The sequence below is a fragment of the Ornithinimicrobium sp. genome, from assembly GCF_035267225.1.
Lineage (GTDB): Bacteria > Actinomycetota > Actinomycetes > Actinomycetales > Dermatophilaceae > Ornithinicoccus.
Genome location: NZ_DATFMA010000069.1, coordinates 1 through 13,902 on the forward strand (window position 1 = coordinate 1; position 13,902 = coordinate 13,902).

At 70.6% G+C, this 13,902-nt stretch carries 12 protein-coding genes and 1 pseudogene; 9 read left to right on the forward strand and 4 right to left on the reverse strand.

The annotated features are described in order from the left end of the window. Nucleotides 1-274: pseudogene (locus VJ976_RS06170) on the forward strand (NAD(P)-dependent oxidoreductase); the annotation flags it as partial. An 11-nt stretch (nt 275-285) separates the two neighbouring features. Here the strand turns inward: VJ976_RS06170 and VJ976_RS06175 are convergent. Next, a complete protein-coding gene (locus VJ976_RS06175; protein ID WP_324099240.1) occupies nt 286-1,752 on the reverse strand; it encodes a lysine 2,3-aminomutase in 1,467 nt (488 codons plus the stop codon). An 83-nt stretch (nt 1,753-1,835) separates the two neighbouring features. Between VJ976_RS06175 and VJ976_RS06180 the strand changes: the two genes are divergently transcribed. Genes VJ976_RS06180 through VJ976_RS06200 form a run of 5 tightly spaced genes read left to right on the forward strand, consistent with a single transcriptional unit; the run spans nt 1,836 to nt 7,408 of the window. Further along, nucleotides 1,836-2,921 carry an L-erythro-3,5-diaminohexanoate dehydrogenase gene (locus VJ976_RS06180; RefSeq protein WP_324099241.1) on the forward strand — a complete coding sequence of 362 codons (1,086 nt, stop codon included), beginning with the start codon at nt 1,836-1,838 and terminating at the stop codon, nt 2,919-2,921. Beyond that, nucleotides 2,918-4,570: an amidohydrolase gene (locus tag VJ976_RS06185; protein ID WP_324099242.1), complete on the forward strand. Its 1,653-nt coding sequence runs from the start codon at nt 2,918-2,920 to the stop codon at nt 4,568-4,570. Before VJ976_RS06180 ends, VJ976_RS06185 begins: the two co-directional genes overlap by 4 nt. Next, a complete protein-coding gene (locus VJ976_RS06190; protein WP_324099243.1) occupies nt 4,567-6,243 on the forward strand; it encodes a lysine 5,6-aminomutase subunit alpha in 1,677 nt (558 codons plus the stop codon). The genes VJ976_RS06185 and VJ976_RS06190 overlap by 4 nt, the downstream gene beginning before the upstream one ends. Continuing rightward, the gene (locus tag VJ976_RS06195; protein ID WP_324099244.1) at nt 6,240-6,983 is read left to right on the forward strand and encodes an OAM dimerization domain-containing protein; all 744 of its coding nucleotides are present in this window, start codon (nt 6,240-6,242) and stop codon (nt 6,981-6,983) included. Before VJ976_RS06190 ends, VJ976_RS06195 begins: the two co-directional genes overlap by 4 nt. After that, nucleotides 6,983-7,408, forward strand: a complete 426-nt coding sequence (locus VJ976_RS06200; protein WP_324099245.1) for a hotdog domain-containing protein — start codon at nt 6,983-6,985, stop codon at nt 7,406-7,408. Before VJ976_RS06195 ends, VJ976_RS06200 begins: the two co-directional genes overlap by 1 nt. Here the strand turns inward: VJ976_RS06200 and VJ976_RS06205 are convergent. Further along, the gene (locus VJ976_RS06205; protein WP_324099246.1) at nt 7,383-8,609 is read right to left on the reverse strand and encodes a DUF2254 domain-containing protein; all 1,227 of its coding nucleotides are present in this window, start codon (nt 8,607-8,609) and stop codon (nt 7,383-7,385) included. The genes VJ976_RS06200 and VJ976_RS06205 overlap by 26 nt on opposite strands. A 434-nt stretch (nt 8,610-9,043) precedes the next feature. On the opposite strand from VJ976_RS06205, the gene lnt reads away from it, so the two are divergent. The 3 genes from lnt to VJ976_RS06220 are packed head-to-tail and all read left to right on the forward strand — an operon-like array spanning nt 9,044 to nt 11,930. Then, a complete protein-coding gene (gene lnt / locus VJ976_RS06210) occupies nt 9,044-10,639 on the forward strand; it encodes an apolipoprotein N-acyltransferase (RefSeq protein WP_324099247.1) in 1,596 nt (531 codons plus the stop codon). Then, nucleotides 10,636-11,409 carry a polyprenol monophosphomannose synthase gene (locus VJ976_RS06215; protein ID WP_324099248.1) on the forward strand — a complete coding sequence of 258 codons (774 nt, stop codon included), beginning with the start codon at nt 10,636-10,638 and terminating at the stop codon, nt 11,407-11,409. Before lnt ends, VJ976_RS06215 begins: the two co-directional genes overlap by 4 nt. Continuing rightward, entirely contained in the window at nt 11,406-11,930 is a 525-nt protein-coding gene (locus tag VJ976_RS06220; protein ID WP_324099249.1) for an FxsA family protein, read from the forward strand. Before VJ976_RS06215 ends, VJ976_RS06220 begins: the two co-directional genes overlap by 4 nt. 8 nt (nt 11,931-11,938) lie before the next feature. Here VJ976_RS06220 and VJ976_RS06225 read toward each other — a convergent pair whose 3' ends face one another. Further along, on the reverse strand, nt 11,939-12,298 hold the full coding sequence (locus VJ976_RS06225; RefSeq protein WP_324099250.1) for an RNA polymerase-binding protein RbpA: 360 nt from the start codon (nt 12,296-12,298) through the stop codon (nt 11,939-11,941). 113 nt (nt 12,299-12,411) lie between these two features. Next, nucleotides 12,412-13,797 (reverse strand): MFS transporter, encoded by a 1,386-nt coding sequence (locus tag VJ976_RS06230; protein WP_324099251.1) that lies wholly within the window; start codon nt 13,795-13,797, stop codon nt 12,412-12,414. Nucleotides 13,798-13,902 lie beyond the last annotated feature (105 nt).

The window sequence follows — 13,902 nt, forward strand, 5'->3', positions numbered from 1 at the left end:
GCGTCGCCGCAACGCGTTCAACTATGTCGACGCTCGCGACCTGGGACAGATCGTGGACCTCGCGGTGCGCACCGACGGGCTCGGCTACCAGGTGTTCAACGCGACCAACGACACCAACGTGGCCCACGAGAGCGCCCAGGAACTGGCCGCCACGCACTTCCCGGGCGTACCGCTGGCCGCCGACCACGGTGAGTACGAGTCACTCATGACCAACCGCAAGGCGCGCGAGGTGCTGGGCTTCCGTCAGCAGCACGACTGGCGGGACCGGCTCTAGCACGCCGCCGTTCAGACCAGCTGGGCCAGGGAGGCTTCCCGCGAGGTGGCCGCGGCGGCCGCAGCCACCTCGTGGGTCCGTTGCGCGTCGCTGTGGCGGCGCCACCAGTCGGCACCGGCCGCGGGCAGCGTGTCGATGGGGTCGTAGTAGGCGTACTCGGCGCTGGTGACGTCGACATCGTCGGCCTCGATCGAGGTGCGGTAGTTCTTGCGCCACAGCGAGATGCCGCGCTCCGTGTCGTAGTCGTCCACCTGGTGCACCCAGCGCTTGCCGACGAAGGGGACGTCGCAGACGATCCGTGGTGTCGCGAAGCCGGGCAGGTAGCCCATGATGTCGTGCTGCAGGTGCTGCGCCTGCCGCAGCGAGACCCGCCAGTGCTCGGCGAAGGGGATCATGTCGCACATGTAGAAGTAGTACGGCGTGATCGAAGCTCCGTCGGCGAGGGCGAAACAGAGGTCCAGCAGCTCGGTCGTGCTCGCGTTGACCCCCCGCATCAGCACCCCCTGGTTGCGCACGTCACGCACCCCCGCCTCCAGCATGGCGCGGCTCGCCCTGGCCACCAGCGGGGTCATCGACTGTGCGCTGTTCACGTGGGTGTGGATGGCCAGCCCCACCCCTTGGTGCCGCGCCTTCTCCGCCACCCGGGCCACCCCGGCCACCGTGTCCGGCGCCAGCCAGTGCTGCGGCAGCCCCATCAGGGCCTTGGTGGCCAGGCGCACGTCCCGAACGGTCTCGATCTGCAGCAGCCGGTCCAGGAAGGCTTCCAGGTTCTTCCAGGGCATATTGGCCACATCGCCGCCGGAGACCACGACGTCGCGCACCGTCGGAGTGGCGGCGATGTAGTCGAGCATGGCCTGCTGCCGGTCCACCGGCTTCCCGGCCATCTTGAGCTTGACCACGGTGGGGGTGGAGTTGCCGACGAGATCCATCCGCGTGCAGTGCCCGCAGTACTGCGGGCAGGTGGGCAACAGCTCGGCGAGCACCTTGGTCGGGTAGCGGTGCGTCAGCCCCTCGGTGGCCCACATGTCGTGCTCGTGCAAAGAGTCTCGGCTGGCCAGGGGGTGGGAGGGCCAGTCGGTGCGGCGGTCGGAGAACACCGGCAGCATGTACCGGCGCACCGGGTCGGCGCGGAACGCGGCGGTGAACGCCTCACCCGGGCTCGGCATCCGCTCGCCCCGCCCGTGCTGGGCCCAGGTGGTCTCGCTGACCATGGTGTTGAGCATCTGCGGAGGAAGCAGCATCGACATGGTGGCGCGCTCGCGCTGGTCACGCTCCAGGTCGGTGTAGAAGTCCTCGGACAGCAGGCCGCCCATCAGCGTGTGCAGCTGGGCGACGTTCTTGACACAGTGGGAGCGCTGCCACTGCACGTCGGCCCACTGCTCGGCGGACACGTCGGCCCAGCCCGGGAACCGCGTCCAGTCAGGCTCGACGAGCTCCTGCTGGCGGTACCGGTATGGCTGCTCGATCTTTGCGGTCATACCTGCCATGCTACGGATGACATCCCGAGATAGAAACAACACGCCGGATGATTTCCTGCTTTTCTTGCCGATCGGAGGAAGGTATGCCGTCGCCGTCCCCGTTGGGGCTGCACCGTGTGCTCGACCAGCCGGCCGGAGCGCTGCCTCAGGCCGCACGGCGACTGGACGCCCGACCTGAGCTCATGGCCGAGGACGAGGTGCGGGTCGATGTAGACGTGCTGCACCTGGACGCCGCCTCGTTCGCCCAGCTCAGCCGGGCGCACACCGATGCCTCCGGTCGGCCCGACGGCCCCCGGCTGCGCCAGGCAGTGCTCGACATCGTGGCCGAGCGCGGCAAGATGCAGAACCCGGTCACCGGTTCCGGAGGGATGCTCATCGGCCGCGTCGCCGAGGTCGGACCGGCGTCGACCCTCGGCCTGCGCCCGGGGGAACCGGTGGCCACCCTGGTGTCCCTGGCCCTGACCCCACTGCAGATCAGCGACGGCCTCACCCGTTGGGACGGGCTCGAGCCCAACGTGCCGGCCGCCGGCCACGCCATCCTCTTCGGGCGCTCGGTGGCCGCCGCCCTGCCCTCCGACCTCCCCGCCGAGGTGGCCCTGATGGTCATGGACGTCTGCGGGGCACCGGCCCTGGTCGACCGGCTGGTCGGACAGCACCGGGAGCGGACTGGACGCCAGCCCACGGTGTGTGTCCTCGGCGCTGCCGGCAAGTCGGGGATGTTGTCGCTGGCTTCGGCCGGCCGGGCCGGGGTCCGGCGCCGTATCGCCGTGGTGCGTGACGGGGGCGAGGCCGACCGGATCAGGGCCGCGGGGGAGGCCGAAGAGGTGGTCGTCGCCGACGCCCGGGACCCGGTGCAGGTCGCCGACGGGGTCGGCGCAGCGGGCGGGCCCGCCGACATCACCTGCGTCTGCGTGGACGTCCCCGGATGCGAACAACCCGCGGTTCTCGCCACGGCCGACGGGGGGACCATCGTCTACTTCTCCATGGCCACCGACTTCGCCGCGGCTGCCCTCGGCGCCGAGGGGCTGGCCGCCGACGTCACCATGCTGATCGGCAACGGCTACGCGCCCGGGCACGCCGAGCTCGCCCTGGAGCTGGTGCGGACCCGACCGGGCGTGCGGGCGGCCTTCGACGGCCGGCTGCCGACGGCGCAGACTACTGACCCATGAGCCGTCCCGCCCGCACGCTGCTGCACCGCGCCAAGATCTACCCCGGGGCACCGCCATGGTCCTCCACGGCCCCCGAGGTGGCCGAGGCGATGCTCACCGAGGGTGGGGTGGTGCGATGGGTGGGCACGCAGGAGCAGGCTCGCGAGGCGATGACCGAGATGAGCGCCTCGGCCGGTGACGAGATCCTCGACTGCGGGGGGGCCTTGGTCACGCCGGCGTTCTGCGACGCCCACGTGCACCTGACGATGACCGGGCAGGGGCTGGACGGCATCGACCTGTCGATGACCGAGTCGGTGACCGAGGCGCTGCGGCTCATCGAGTCGGCGGCGCGGCACACGCGGGGCCGTCCGATCTACGCCCACTCCTGGGACGAGACGCGGTGGGTCGAGCGCAGGGCGCTCACCGCCACCGAGCTGGACCGCGCGACCTACGGCGGGGTGGTGTACGCCCCCCGCGTCGACGCCCACTCGGCCAGCGTGTCCTCCGCCATGGCCGCCGTGGCCCGGGTGCACGGGCTGGAGGGCTGGGACGGCTCGGGCCGGGTGACGCGCGAAGCCTTCGCCGCGGTGACGGCGGCCTTCACCGCGGGGATGACCGCCAACGACCGCGAGCACTACCTCGACCTCGCGCTGCGCGCCGCCGCGGAGAAGGGCATCGCCCTGGTCCACGAGACCGGCGCCGACCACCTGACCTCCTTCGACGACATCCACCACGTGCTGGAAGCCGGCACCCGGCCAGGGCGCCCCCGGACCGTCGCCTACTGGGGCGAGCTGGTCGAAGACAGCGAGCGTGCCGCCGAGCTGCACCGCCACCTGGGGGTGAACGGTCTGGCCGGCGACCTGTGCGCCGACGGCTCCTTCGGCTCGCGGACGGCCCACCTGCGCGAGCCCTACCTGGACGACGCGGGCTCGCCCACCGACGAGCACGGCTTCGGCTACCTCGACGCCGCCGAGATCCGCGACCACATGGTGGCCTGCACCCGAGCGGGCATCCAGGCGGGCATGCACGTCATCGGTGACGCGGCCCTGGCCACCGTGAGCGAGGGGCTGACCGCCGCTGCGGACATCGTCGGCCTGGAGGCCTTCCGGGCCGTGGGCCACCGGTTGGAGCACGTCGAGCTCGCCGACCCGGCGGCGCTGCGCACGCTGGCCGAGCTCGGCGTGTGGGTGAGCATCCAGCCCGCCTTCGACGCCTTGTGGGGGGGCCAGGCGGGGATGTACTCCGCCCGGCTGGGCCCCGAGCGTGCTCTGTCGGTGCTGCCGCTGCGCGACATGCTGCGCGCCGGTGTCGGTGTGGCCTTCGGCTCCGACAGCCCGGTGACGCCGCTGGACCCGTGGGGTGCGGTGCGGGCTGCGGCCACCCACCACCGGACCGAGCAGCGTCTGAGCGTGGTCGAGGCCTTCACGGCACACACCAGCGCCGGGTACGCCATGGCCCGGCTGGACGGCGGCGTGCTGCGCCCCGCAGCGGAGGCGACCTACGTGGTCTGGGATGACCCGCCGGAGCCCGCCGCAGGGGCGACGCGGTCAGCGGAAGGCTCGGGGCTACCGACGTTCGAGCGCCCTGATGACCCGGCGCCGATCGCCCGGCGCACGGTGATCGCGGGACACGTAGCCTTCGAGCGCTCCCGATCCGAAGGGATGTCATGAGTACCACGCCAACCGTCTCTCCCGCCGCATCGTCGGGACCCGCTAGGGCCGCGCCGCGGTTGGACCTCGACCCGGACGTGGTCCAGCGGGCCCGGTCCCTCACCGCCCAGCTGGGTCAGCCCGTGGTCCAGATCGCGCGGGCCCACACCACGGTCTCGGTGGAGCGGGCCACCCTGCGCCTGGCAGGGCTGCGAGGCGCCGACCACGAGCGTGTGCCCTGGGTCAACCATCTGCTCGACGCGGTGCGTGAGCAGGTCGGGATCGAGCACGGCGTCGCGGTGCCGGTCTGGGACGCCCTGCGTCTCGGGCAAGCGCCCGACCTGCTCACGCTGGCCCAGAAGGCCAGTGCCAAGGCGGTCCGGTTCCGGGTGCCGGACGAGGCGGACCGAAGGCTGGCCCGCGCCGACGCCACGGCCGCGGTCCGTCCCGGGATGGACCGCCTCGACCGCGCGCGACTCGAGCGCCAGGCCATGGTCGACCGCTGCGGCGACCCGCCGCAGCGGCCCTGGATCTACCTCATCGTGGCCACCGGCGACATCTACGAGGACATCCCCCAGGCGGTGGCGGCCGCTCGCGACGGGGCCGACGTCATCGCCGTCATCCGCAGCACGGGACAGTCCCTGCTCGACTACGTCCCCGAGGGCCCCACCCGAGAGGGCTTCGCCGGCACCTACGCCACCCAGGACAACTTCGAACTGATGCGGCGGGCGCTGGACGAGGTCTCGGTCGAGCTGGGCAGGTACATCCGGCTGACGAACTACGCCTCCGGGCTCTGCATGCCCGAGATCGCCGCCCTGGCCGGTCTGGAGCGCCTGGACATGATGCTGAACGACTCGATGTACGGCATCCTCTTCCGCGACATCAACCCCGTCCGCACCTTCGTCGACCAGCGCTTCTCCCGGCAGGTCCACGCCCGCGCCGGGATCATCATCAACACCGGCGAGGACAACTACCTGACCACCGCCGACGCGGTGGAGGCCGCCCATACGGTGACGGCCTCCCAGCTCATCAACGAGTTCTTCGCCAAGGAGGCGGGACTGGCCGACGCCCAGCTCGGCCTGGGGCACGCCTTCGAGATCAACCCCGACGTGCCACAGTCCTTCCGCCTCGAGCTGGCCCACGCACTCCTGGCCCGGCAGCTGTTCCCGAACGCACCGCTGAAGTGGATGCCACCCACCAAGCACATGACCGGCGACATCTTCCGGGGATACCTGCTGGACGGCTTCTTCAACCTCGCGGGAGCGATGACCGGCCAGTCCATTCTGCTGGTCGGGATGATGACCGAGGCGGTGGTCACGCCCTTCCTGTCCGACCGCGGCCTGGCGCTGTCCAACGTGCGGTACGTGCTCAACGCCGCCGGAGGGCTCACCGAGGACTTCCAGCCACCACCGGACGGCTTCATCGCCCGTCGCGCCCGGGAGGTGCTGGAGGAGACCGTCGCCCTCCTGGAGCAGATGCTGACCCAGGGCGAGGCCGAACCCGGCGCCCGTGCCACTGAGGCCACCGGGGTGAGCAGCCCGCTCCTGGAGGCGATCGGTCGGGGCACGTTCGGGTCGATGAAGCGACCCGCCGACGGGGGCAAGGGCGGTGACGGCGTGGCCGAGCGCTCCGAGCTGTACTGCAACCCGGCCATCGAGCTGCTGGAGGCCGACGGCTGGGGGAGCGCATCATGAGCACCGGCCGCGTCGTCCGTCCCTACGGCGACACCACCGGCGACGGCATGGTGCAGATGTCCTTCACTCTTCCACTACCGCACGACAAGGTCACCGAGGGTGCCGCACTGCAGCTGGCCGCCAAGATGGGCCTGCAGCCGGCGATGCTGGTCCACGCCGCAGCGATGGGGCCCGAGCACACGTTCTGTGTCGTGTACGGGTCGAGCAGCCACCTGGTGGACACCGCCGACGTCGAGATCGTCGAGCGGGACTACCCCCTGCTCTCGCCGAGAGAGGTCAACACCGCGATCAAGGAGCGCCTGCGACGACCCCTGGTGGTCGTGGGGGCGTGCATCGGCACCGACGCCCACACCGTCGGCATCGACGCCATCCTCAACATCAAGGGCTTCGCCGGTGACAAGGGCCTGGAGTACTACTCGGAGATCGCCGTGGTCAACCTCGGCGCCCAGGTGCTGGTGCCGGAGCTGGTCGAACGCGCCCGGGACGAGGGTGCCGATGCCGTCCTCGTCAGCCAGGTGGTGACCCAGCGCGACGCCCACCTGCACAACACGCGGGAGATGTCGGCTGCCTTCCGCGAGGCCTACCCGGCCGGCCGGGTGCCCGTGCTCGTCGCCGGCGGTCCGCGCTTCGACGAGCGGAGTGCGGCCGAGCTCGGGGTGGACCGCATCTTCGGTCGCGGCACCACCCCGGGCGACGTCGCGTCATACCTGGTCCACTCCATCACCGGGAGGAGCTCCTGATGCCCGAGACCGAGCCTGTTCCCGCGCACGCACCGCCGACGGAAGGCATGGGTGTCGTGCACCGGCGCTACGTGTCCTACGACCGAGCGCACTACGCGGGCAACCTGGTCGACGGGGCCTTCGGTCTGGCCTTGTTCGGTGATGCCGCAACCGAGCTCTGCGTGCGCACCGACGGGGACGAGGGCCTGTTCGCGTCCTACAGCGACGTCCAGTTCCGCTCGCCCGTCGCGGGAGGGGACTGCATCGAGGTCACAGCGACCCTGGTGCGAGTCGGACGTCGCAGCCGCGAGATCGAGTTCACCCTCCAGGTCACGGCGCGGGCCACCCCCGAGGTCTCCGCGTCCGCCGCACGTCGGCTGGACCCACCCCTGGTCGCCACCACCGCTCGCGGTGTCGTCGTCATCGCCGAGAGCCCGCCTGAGTGACCTGAGCCAGCTTGCGCTGGATGCTCGGTCGGTGCTCGGGCTGCGCTGCGTGTTCCAGGGCGGACAGCAGCTCCTGGAGCCTGCCGGTCACCTGCAGGCTGGACTCACCCCAGTGGGAGATCTCGTCGATGCAGAGGTCCAGATACTGCTCGAACGTCCACTCCCGCAGCACCAGCCTCCTCGTCCCCTCCCGGTCGTGGTGAGCGGCGGGAGTGTCTGGCTCGATCGCCAGGCAACGCAGGATCGTATGGAGCTCGTTGAGCACCTGCACGGCGGTCGTCGGGTCGTTGATCCCGGGTGAGAGGGCCCGCTCGGCGATGTCGACGAGCTGCCGGATGCCGAAGCTGACGTCCTGTTCCATCGAGCGCCTGGCCGCAAGCGGGACGGCCGTCGCGACCTCCTCCTGGCACCGACCGGCATCTACGGCAGCAGAGTCGAGCGGATGGACGAGGGCGAGCGGCTGGTCGGCGACCAGGAAGGTGCCCACCGGGCGCAGCATCTCGATCCACGAGCCCAGCTCAGTGGCCGTCTGGACCAGAGCCGGGGCGTCGACGTAGTCGAGGTAGCCGTCGGACGCCGTGACCACCACGACACCGCGGGAACGGCGATAGTCCTCGACCGGCTGAGGACGACGGTCCTTCTCGTCGCTGGCCGAGGTGCGCTCCCGACGGCTGGCCTGGAGGAGGTCACGGGCCTCGCTGCCGACTTCCTGCACGATGTGCTCGACGGAGATGGACTCCGTGATGTGATGGATGAACGCCAAGAACATCGCCACCGAGACCAGCACCAGCAGGAAAGCGCAGGTCACGGCGATCTGCGGCACACCGGCCTGCGGCCCGGCGACGGAGTCGCTGACCGTGCGCATGACGGTCAGGGCGTAGACGAAGGACGCAGCGAAGACGCCCAGGGTGAACTGGGGCACCCGCTCGTCGAGGAAGTTGTGCAGCACCCGGGGGGAGAACTGGGAGGAGGCCAGCTGCAGCACGACGATCGTGATCGAGAAGACCAAGCCGGTGAGCGAGATCATGGCCCCGGCGATGGTGGACAGCATCGTCCGCGCGCCATCGGCGCCGGCCGGGAACAGGAAGGGAACGTACTCCACGAGTTGCCGGTCCAGCTCCGGGAGTAGCAAGCCCAGCGCGAAGGCAGTGACGCAGCACAGGGTCGGGACCACCCAGAAGGGGGAGAAGACCCTCGTCACGCGGCGGCGAGCGTTGTCGGTACGTCGTCGCGGCTGGGGGGTCGGGGCCGGGCTTCCCCGACCCCCACGTGCCGTCGTGACCATGAGCACCTCGCCCCTTCCGGGCTCGCATCGGCGTGTCGCTCGACGACACGCCCGCCGAGCCAATCTAGTCCGTGCCACACCTTGTCCGCGGAGGCGTCCATGACCTGCATCTTTGGCGTGTCTACGCAGGTCATCCCAGAGTTGACACCTCGTGAGCGACAACTACATTAGGAATGTGTCGATGCCCACCCGCCATGGTGGGGCAGCCAGGGCCCGCTGGGCCTAGTAGACAACAGGGGGCTCGCTCGTCGCAGGGCGGCGTCAGCGTACCCTCTGGCCCCAACGGCTTGGGGGCCCTGGCTCATCGGCGAGCACGACTGTCCGCGAGGCGCGTCACTTAGGGTGGTCGGGTGCTGCTGCTGCGTGGTCTGGGCGCCGCGTCAGGAGGCCTCCTGCTGTGGGCCGCGTTCCCCTCGCTGAACCTCTGGTTCCTCGCTCCGGTGGGTATCGCGACGTGGCTCCTGGCCATTCTCGGCTCGGGCGTCGCCTCGGCGTTCCTGCTGGGACTCATCGCCGGCTGGGGCTACTTCCTTCCGTTGCTGTCCTGGTCCGGCATCTTCGTCGGCTTCCTGCCGTGGTTCGCCCTTGCCACTCTCTCGGCGCTCTACGTGGCCGCCTGCAGCGCCCTGCTCGCCTATCTGCAGGGCGCGGGGGCGGGACGACGGGTCCGCCCCCTGGCCGTGGCCCTGGTCTGGGTCGTGGCCGAGCTCGCCAGGGCCACCACGCCCTTCGGCGGTTTCCCGTGGGGTCGGTTGGGCTTCTCCCAGGCGGACTCTCCGGCCTTGGGCATCGTGCGGTGGCTCGGCGTTCCCGGCCTGGGCTTCACGGTGGTGCTCAGTGGCGCCCTCCTCGCCTCCGCGGTACACCACCTGGTCGTCTCGGACGCCGCCCGCCCCCTCGCCCGGCGCTGGGCCCGAGCCCTCGTCGCGGCCGTCGTGGCCGGTGGTGTGCTGCTGTCCCCGTCACTGATCGAGCGTCCGGTGGACGGTCCCACCGCGCAGATCACTGCGGTGCAGGGCAACGTGCCCGAGATGACACTGGAGTTCAACGCGCAGCGCCGCGCGGTGCTGGACAACCACGCGGCCGCGACCGGACAGGCCGCGCTCGACGTGGCAGCGGGTGACGTCCCTAGGCCTGACCTCGTGGTGTGGCCCGAGAACTCCTCGGACATCGACCCGCTGCGCAACCCGGATGCCGCCCGGGTCATCTCCGCGGCGGTCACCGCCGTCGACGCCCCCGTGGTGGTCGGAGCCGTTCTGGCTCCCCCGGGGGACGAGCTGAGAAACGCCAGCCTGCTTTACCTGCCCGGCGTCGGCCCCGTGCAGTCCTACGTCAAGCAACGCCCCGTGCCCTTCGCCGAGTACATCCCCTACCGGTCGTTCTTCCGGCGCTTCTCCGACAAGGTGGACCTCGTGAGGACCGACTTCGCGGCCGGCGACGAGGTCGGCGTGCTCGAGGTGCCGCTCGACGGGGGTGAGACCGGCGACGCACGCTCGAGCACGCTCGAGCTCGGTGTGGCGATCTGCTTCGAGGTGGTGATCGACGACCTCATGACTCGGACCGTGCGCGACGGAGCCGAGATCATGCTCGTGCCCACCAACAACGCCACCTTCGGCTTCACCGACGAGTCGGTGCAGCAGCTCGCGGCCTCACGCGTCAAGGCGGTGGAGCTCGGTCGCTCGGTGGTCCACATCAGCACGGTCGGGGTGAGCGGGTTCGTCGCCCCGGACGGGTCCGTCTCCCAGCGCACCGACCTCTTCACCTCGGCGGTGATCTCCGAGGCGGTGACCCGCCGCACCGAGATCACCCCCGCGGTGCGCCTCGGCCCGTGGCCCGAGCGGGTGGCGGTCGGCCTCGTGGTCGGGCTCGTGGCCATGACCGTGGTACGGCGTCACCGGGCCCGACGCACCTCCGCGGCGTCGAGCTACCCGGCCGCGACAGCATGAGCGCGAGCACGGAGGGCACCGCCGCGCCACCGGGGCGTATCTGCGTGATGGTGCCGACCTACAACGAGCGTGACAACCTGGAAGGTCTCCTCCGGCGGCTGCGCGGCGCCGTCCCCGCGGTGGACGTCCTCGTGGTGGACGACTGCTCGCCGGACGGCACGGGTGATCTGGCCGATGCCCTGGCTCGGCGCGACCGGGCGGTGCACGTCCTGCACCGCCCCGGCAAGGAGGGGCTCGGCCGGGCCTACATGGCCGCGCTGACGTGGGTGCGCCAGCGCGGCTATACCTTCGCGGTGCAGATCGACGCCGACGGTTCGCATCAGCCGGAGGCCCTACCCCGCCTGCTGACGGCTGCTCGCCACGTGGACGTCGTGATCGGTTCGCGATGGGTACCCGGGGGAGCGGTACGGCATTGGCCGTGGCACCGCACGGTCCTCAGCCGCGGCGGGAACCTGTTCGTCCGGGTGGCTCTCGGCGTCCCCGTCCGTGATGCCACAGCGGGTTTCCGGGTCTACCGCCTGGAGGCGCTCGACCGGGTCGGTCTCGACGACGTCGCCTCACACGGGTACTGCTTCCAGGTCGACCTCACGCTGCGCGCCTTCGACCGCGGACTGCGTATGGTGGAGGTGCCGATCGAGTTCGTGGAACGAGAGCGCGGGACGTCCAAGATGGGCACCTCGATCGTGCTGGAAGCGTTGGTTCGGGTGACAGCCTGGGGTGTGACCCGGCGTACCCGACAGGTCGTCTCCATCCTGAAAGGAGCGCGATGAGCACCACCCGACCCTCCGGGGCCCGTCGGTCCCGCCGAACCGGCCGGCTGATCCTCGCCGGCCTCCTGCTCGTGCCCCTGCTGGAGATCGTGACCATCATCGCGGTCGGACAGGCGGTCGGGCCGTGGTGGACCTTCGGGGCGTTGGTCGCGCTCAGCGTGCTGGGAGCTGCGCTGGTGCATCGTGAGGGGCGACGCACATGGAACCGCCTGCGCACGGCACTGAGGCGAGGGGAACCCCCCGCCAAGGAGCTCGCGGACGCGGGCCTCGTCCTGGTGGGCGGAGCCATGCTGCTCACGCCCGGGTTCCTCACCGACGCGCTGGGCCTGTTCCTGGTGCTCCCGTTCACGCGTCCGATCACGCGGATGTGGCTGCAGACCGTGGTGGCCGGTCAGCTCCTCGGCTCGGTCACCGGGCCGGGAGGGTCACAGCAGCCCCCGGGACCGCGTGACTCCTCACCCCGACCGGGGCGCGGGCAGGTGATCGAGGGAGAGGTCGTGCAGGACCCGGACTCGCCGTGAGGCCGCGCTCAGGCCGTCCGCTTGCGGGTCGGCTTCTCGCCGCGGCGCTGCCGTAGCAAGGTCAGACGCTCCTCCAGCAGCTCCTCCAGCTCGGGGATGGAGCGGCGCTCCAGCAGCATGTCCCAGTGCGTGCGTTGGGGCTTGCTGGCCTTCGTCTCCGGCTCCGGGCCGTCGTTCAGCTTGGCGATCAGCCCGCAGCGGCACTCCCACACCGCGGGCACGTCAGCCTCCACCGAGAAGGGAAGCTCGCTGATGTGGCCCTGTGGGCAGGTGTAGCTCGTGATCGAGCGATCGCTGAACGTGACGCCCTCGTCACTCTCGAAAGACAGCCAGCTCAGGTTGGTGCCGCGCAGAGACCTTTCGGCCATAATGCAAAACTCCCCTCGTGTCACAGACACGTCATGAGTGGAAAAAGCGTTGTGGAAGAGAACGCCCCGCCGCCCCGGTTTGTTCCGATTCGGTCACGATACCGCGCGCGGGCTCAGACGATGGCCGGCTGTTGGTTCCCCGCGTCGTCAATACCCTTGCGCATGTCCACCCGGGCCAGCAACAGCCCTCCGATCACGAAGAACGCGATCAACGCGATGATCGAGAGCCGGTAGGAACCGGTCAGCTGGAAGATCAGGCCGAAGGCGAGCGTGCCCAACCAGCTCGTCCCGCGTTCCATGGCCTGGTAGAAGCTGAAGAACTCCGACTCGCGCCCAGCCGGAACCAGCTGGCTGTACATGGATCGCGACAGCGCCTGGGTGCCGCCGAGCACGATGCCGATACAGGTGGCACAGACCAGCCACACCGCGTAGGCACCGGCGGGCACGACGAACGCGAACGCGACGACTGCTGTCCACAGCGCCAGTCCGGCGAGCACGACCCGCTTGGCCCCGAAACGCCCAGCCACCCGGCCGAAGAGCAGCGAGCCACCGAAGGCGACGAACTGCACGAGCAGGATCGTGAGGATCAGCTGCCCCGCCTCGAAGCCGAGCTCCTCGGAGCCGTACAGGCTGGCGGAGTAGATCACCGTCTGGATGCCGTCGTTGAAGAACAGGTAGGCCAGCAGGAACAGCAGGGTCTGGGGGAACAGGCGCATCTCGCGAAATGTGCTGCGCAGCTGGGTGAAGGCGCCGAGCACGGTGCCGGACCGGGCGGCTACCGGCTCCCGCGTGGTGCCGGCGACACGGCGCAGACCCCAGACCGGCACGAGGGTGAAGATCGCCCACCAGGCCCCGGCCGAGAACAGGCTGAGCCGGACGGCCATCTCGTAGCTGACGCCCAGGGCCTCGTGCACCTGCAGCAGCCCGAGGTTGAGCGCGAGCAGGAGCCCACCGCCGAGATAGCCCAGCGCCCAGCCGCGGGAGGAGACCGCATCCCGGTCGTCCGGATGGGCGATCCGGACCAGCAACGCGTCGTACACGACGATCGAGGAGCCGAGGCACAGGTTGGCCACGATCAGCAGCACGACACCGAGCTGCCAGTTCGTCCCGGTGAGGAAGAACATCCCCATCGCGGCCGCGGAGCCCAGCCAGGCGAACGCCCCGAGCAGACGGGTCGGGTGGGCGGTCCGGTCCGCCGCGGCCCCCACCACGAGCAGGAAGACGGCCGAGACGATGGTGGCTACCGTGATCGTGTACGGGGCCAGGGAGCCGACCGCGACGGGGACGCCGAGCACGGACAGGTCAGTCCGGCACGCCTGGTCGGCCGGGAGACCGGGGCAGGCGTCCGCCCGGGCGAGTGCCGTGAGGTACGGCGAGATCAACACCGTCCCGGTGGTGGTGACGTAGGCCGAGTTGGCCCAGTCGTACCAGGACCAGGCCCGCTGGTGTGAGCGCGTGCGCTCGTCGCCGACATCGGCCACACGAGCCCGGGGCGTCATGACCTCACAGTGCCACACCGCGACCAGGGCTGAAGGTGGTCGCCGTCGACCGGGCGCCGGTCTGCGGCCGGGCGGTTGCGGTTGCGGTGACCCCGCGCACCACCG

What these genes read in the sequence shown, in the direction of transcription:
- VJ976_RS06175 (WP_324099240.1), bottom strand. Translation starts at nt 1,752, where the DNA reads ATGACCGCAAAGATCGAGCAGCCATACCGGTACCGCCAGCAGGAGCTC.
- VJ976_RS06180 (WP_324099241.1), top strand. Translation starts at nt 1,836, where the DNA reads ATGCCGTCGCCGTCCCCGTTGGGGCTGCACCGTGTGCTCGACCAGCCG.
- VJ976_RS06185 (WP_324099242.1), top strand. Translation starts at nt 2,918, where the DNA reads ATGAGCCGTCCCGCCCGCACGCTGCTGCACCGCGCCAAGATCTACCCC.
- VJ976_RS06190 (WP_324099243.1), top strand. Translation starts at nt 4,567, where the DNA reads ATGAGTACCACGCCAACCGTCTCTCCCGCCGCATCGTCGGGACCCGCT.
- VJ976_RS06195 (WP_324099244.1), top strand. Translation starts at nt 6,240, where the DNA reads ATGAGCACCGGCCGCGTCGTCCGTCCCTACGGCGACACCACCGGCGAC.
- VJ976_RS06200 (WP_324099245.1), top strand. Translation starts at nt 6,983, where the DNA reads ATGCCCGAGACCGAGCCTGTTCCCGCGCACGCACCGCCGACGGAAGGC.
- VJ976_RS06215 (WP_324099248.1), top strand. Translation starts at nt 10,636, where the DNA reads ATGAGCGCGAGCACGGAGGGCACCGCCGCGCCACCGGGGCGTATCTGC.
- VJ976_RS06220 (WP_324099249.1), top strand. Translation starts at nt 11,406, where the DNA reads ATGAGCACCACCCGACCCTCCGGGGCCCGTCGGTCCCGCCGAACCGGC.
- VJ976_RS06225 (WP_324099250.1), bottom strand. Translation starts at nt 12,298, where the DNA reads ATGGCCGAAAGGTCTCTGCGCGGCACCAACCTGAGCTGGCTGTCTTTC.
- VJ976_RS06230 (WP_324099251.1), bottom strand. Translation starts at nt 13,797, where the DNA reads ATGACGCCCCGGGCTCGTGTGGCCGATGTCGGCGACGAGCGCACGCGC.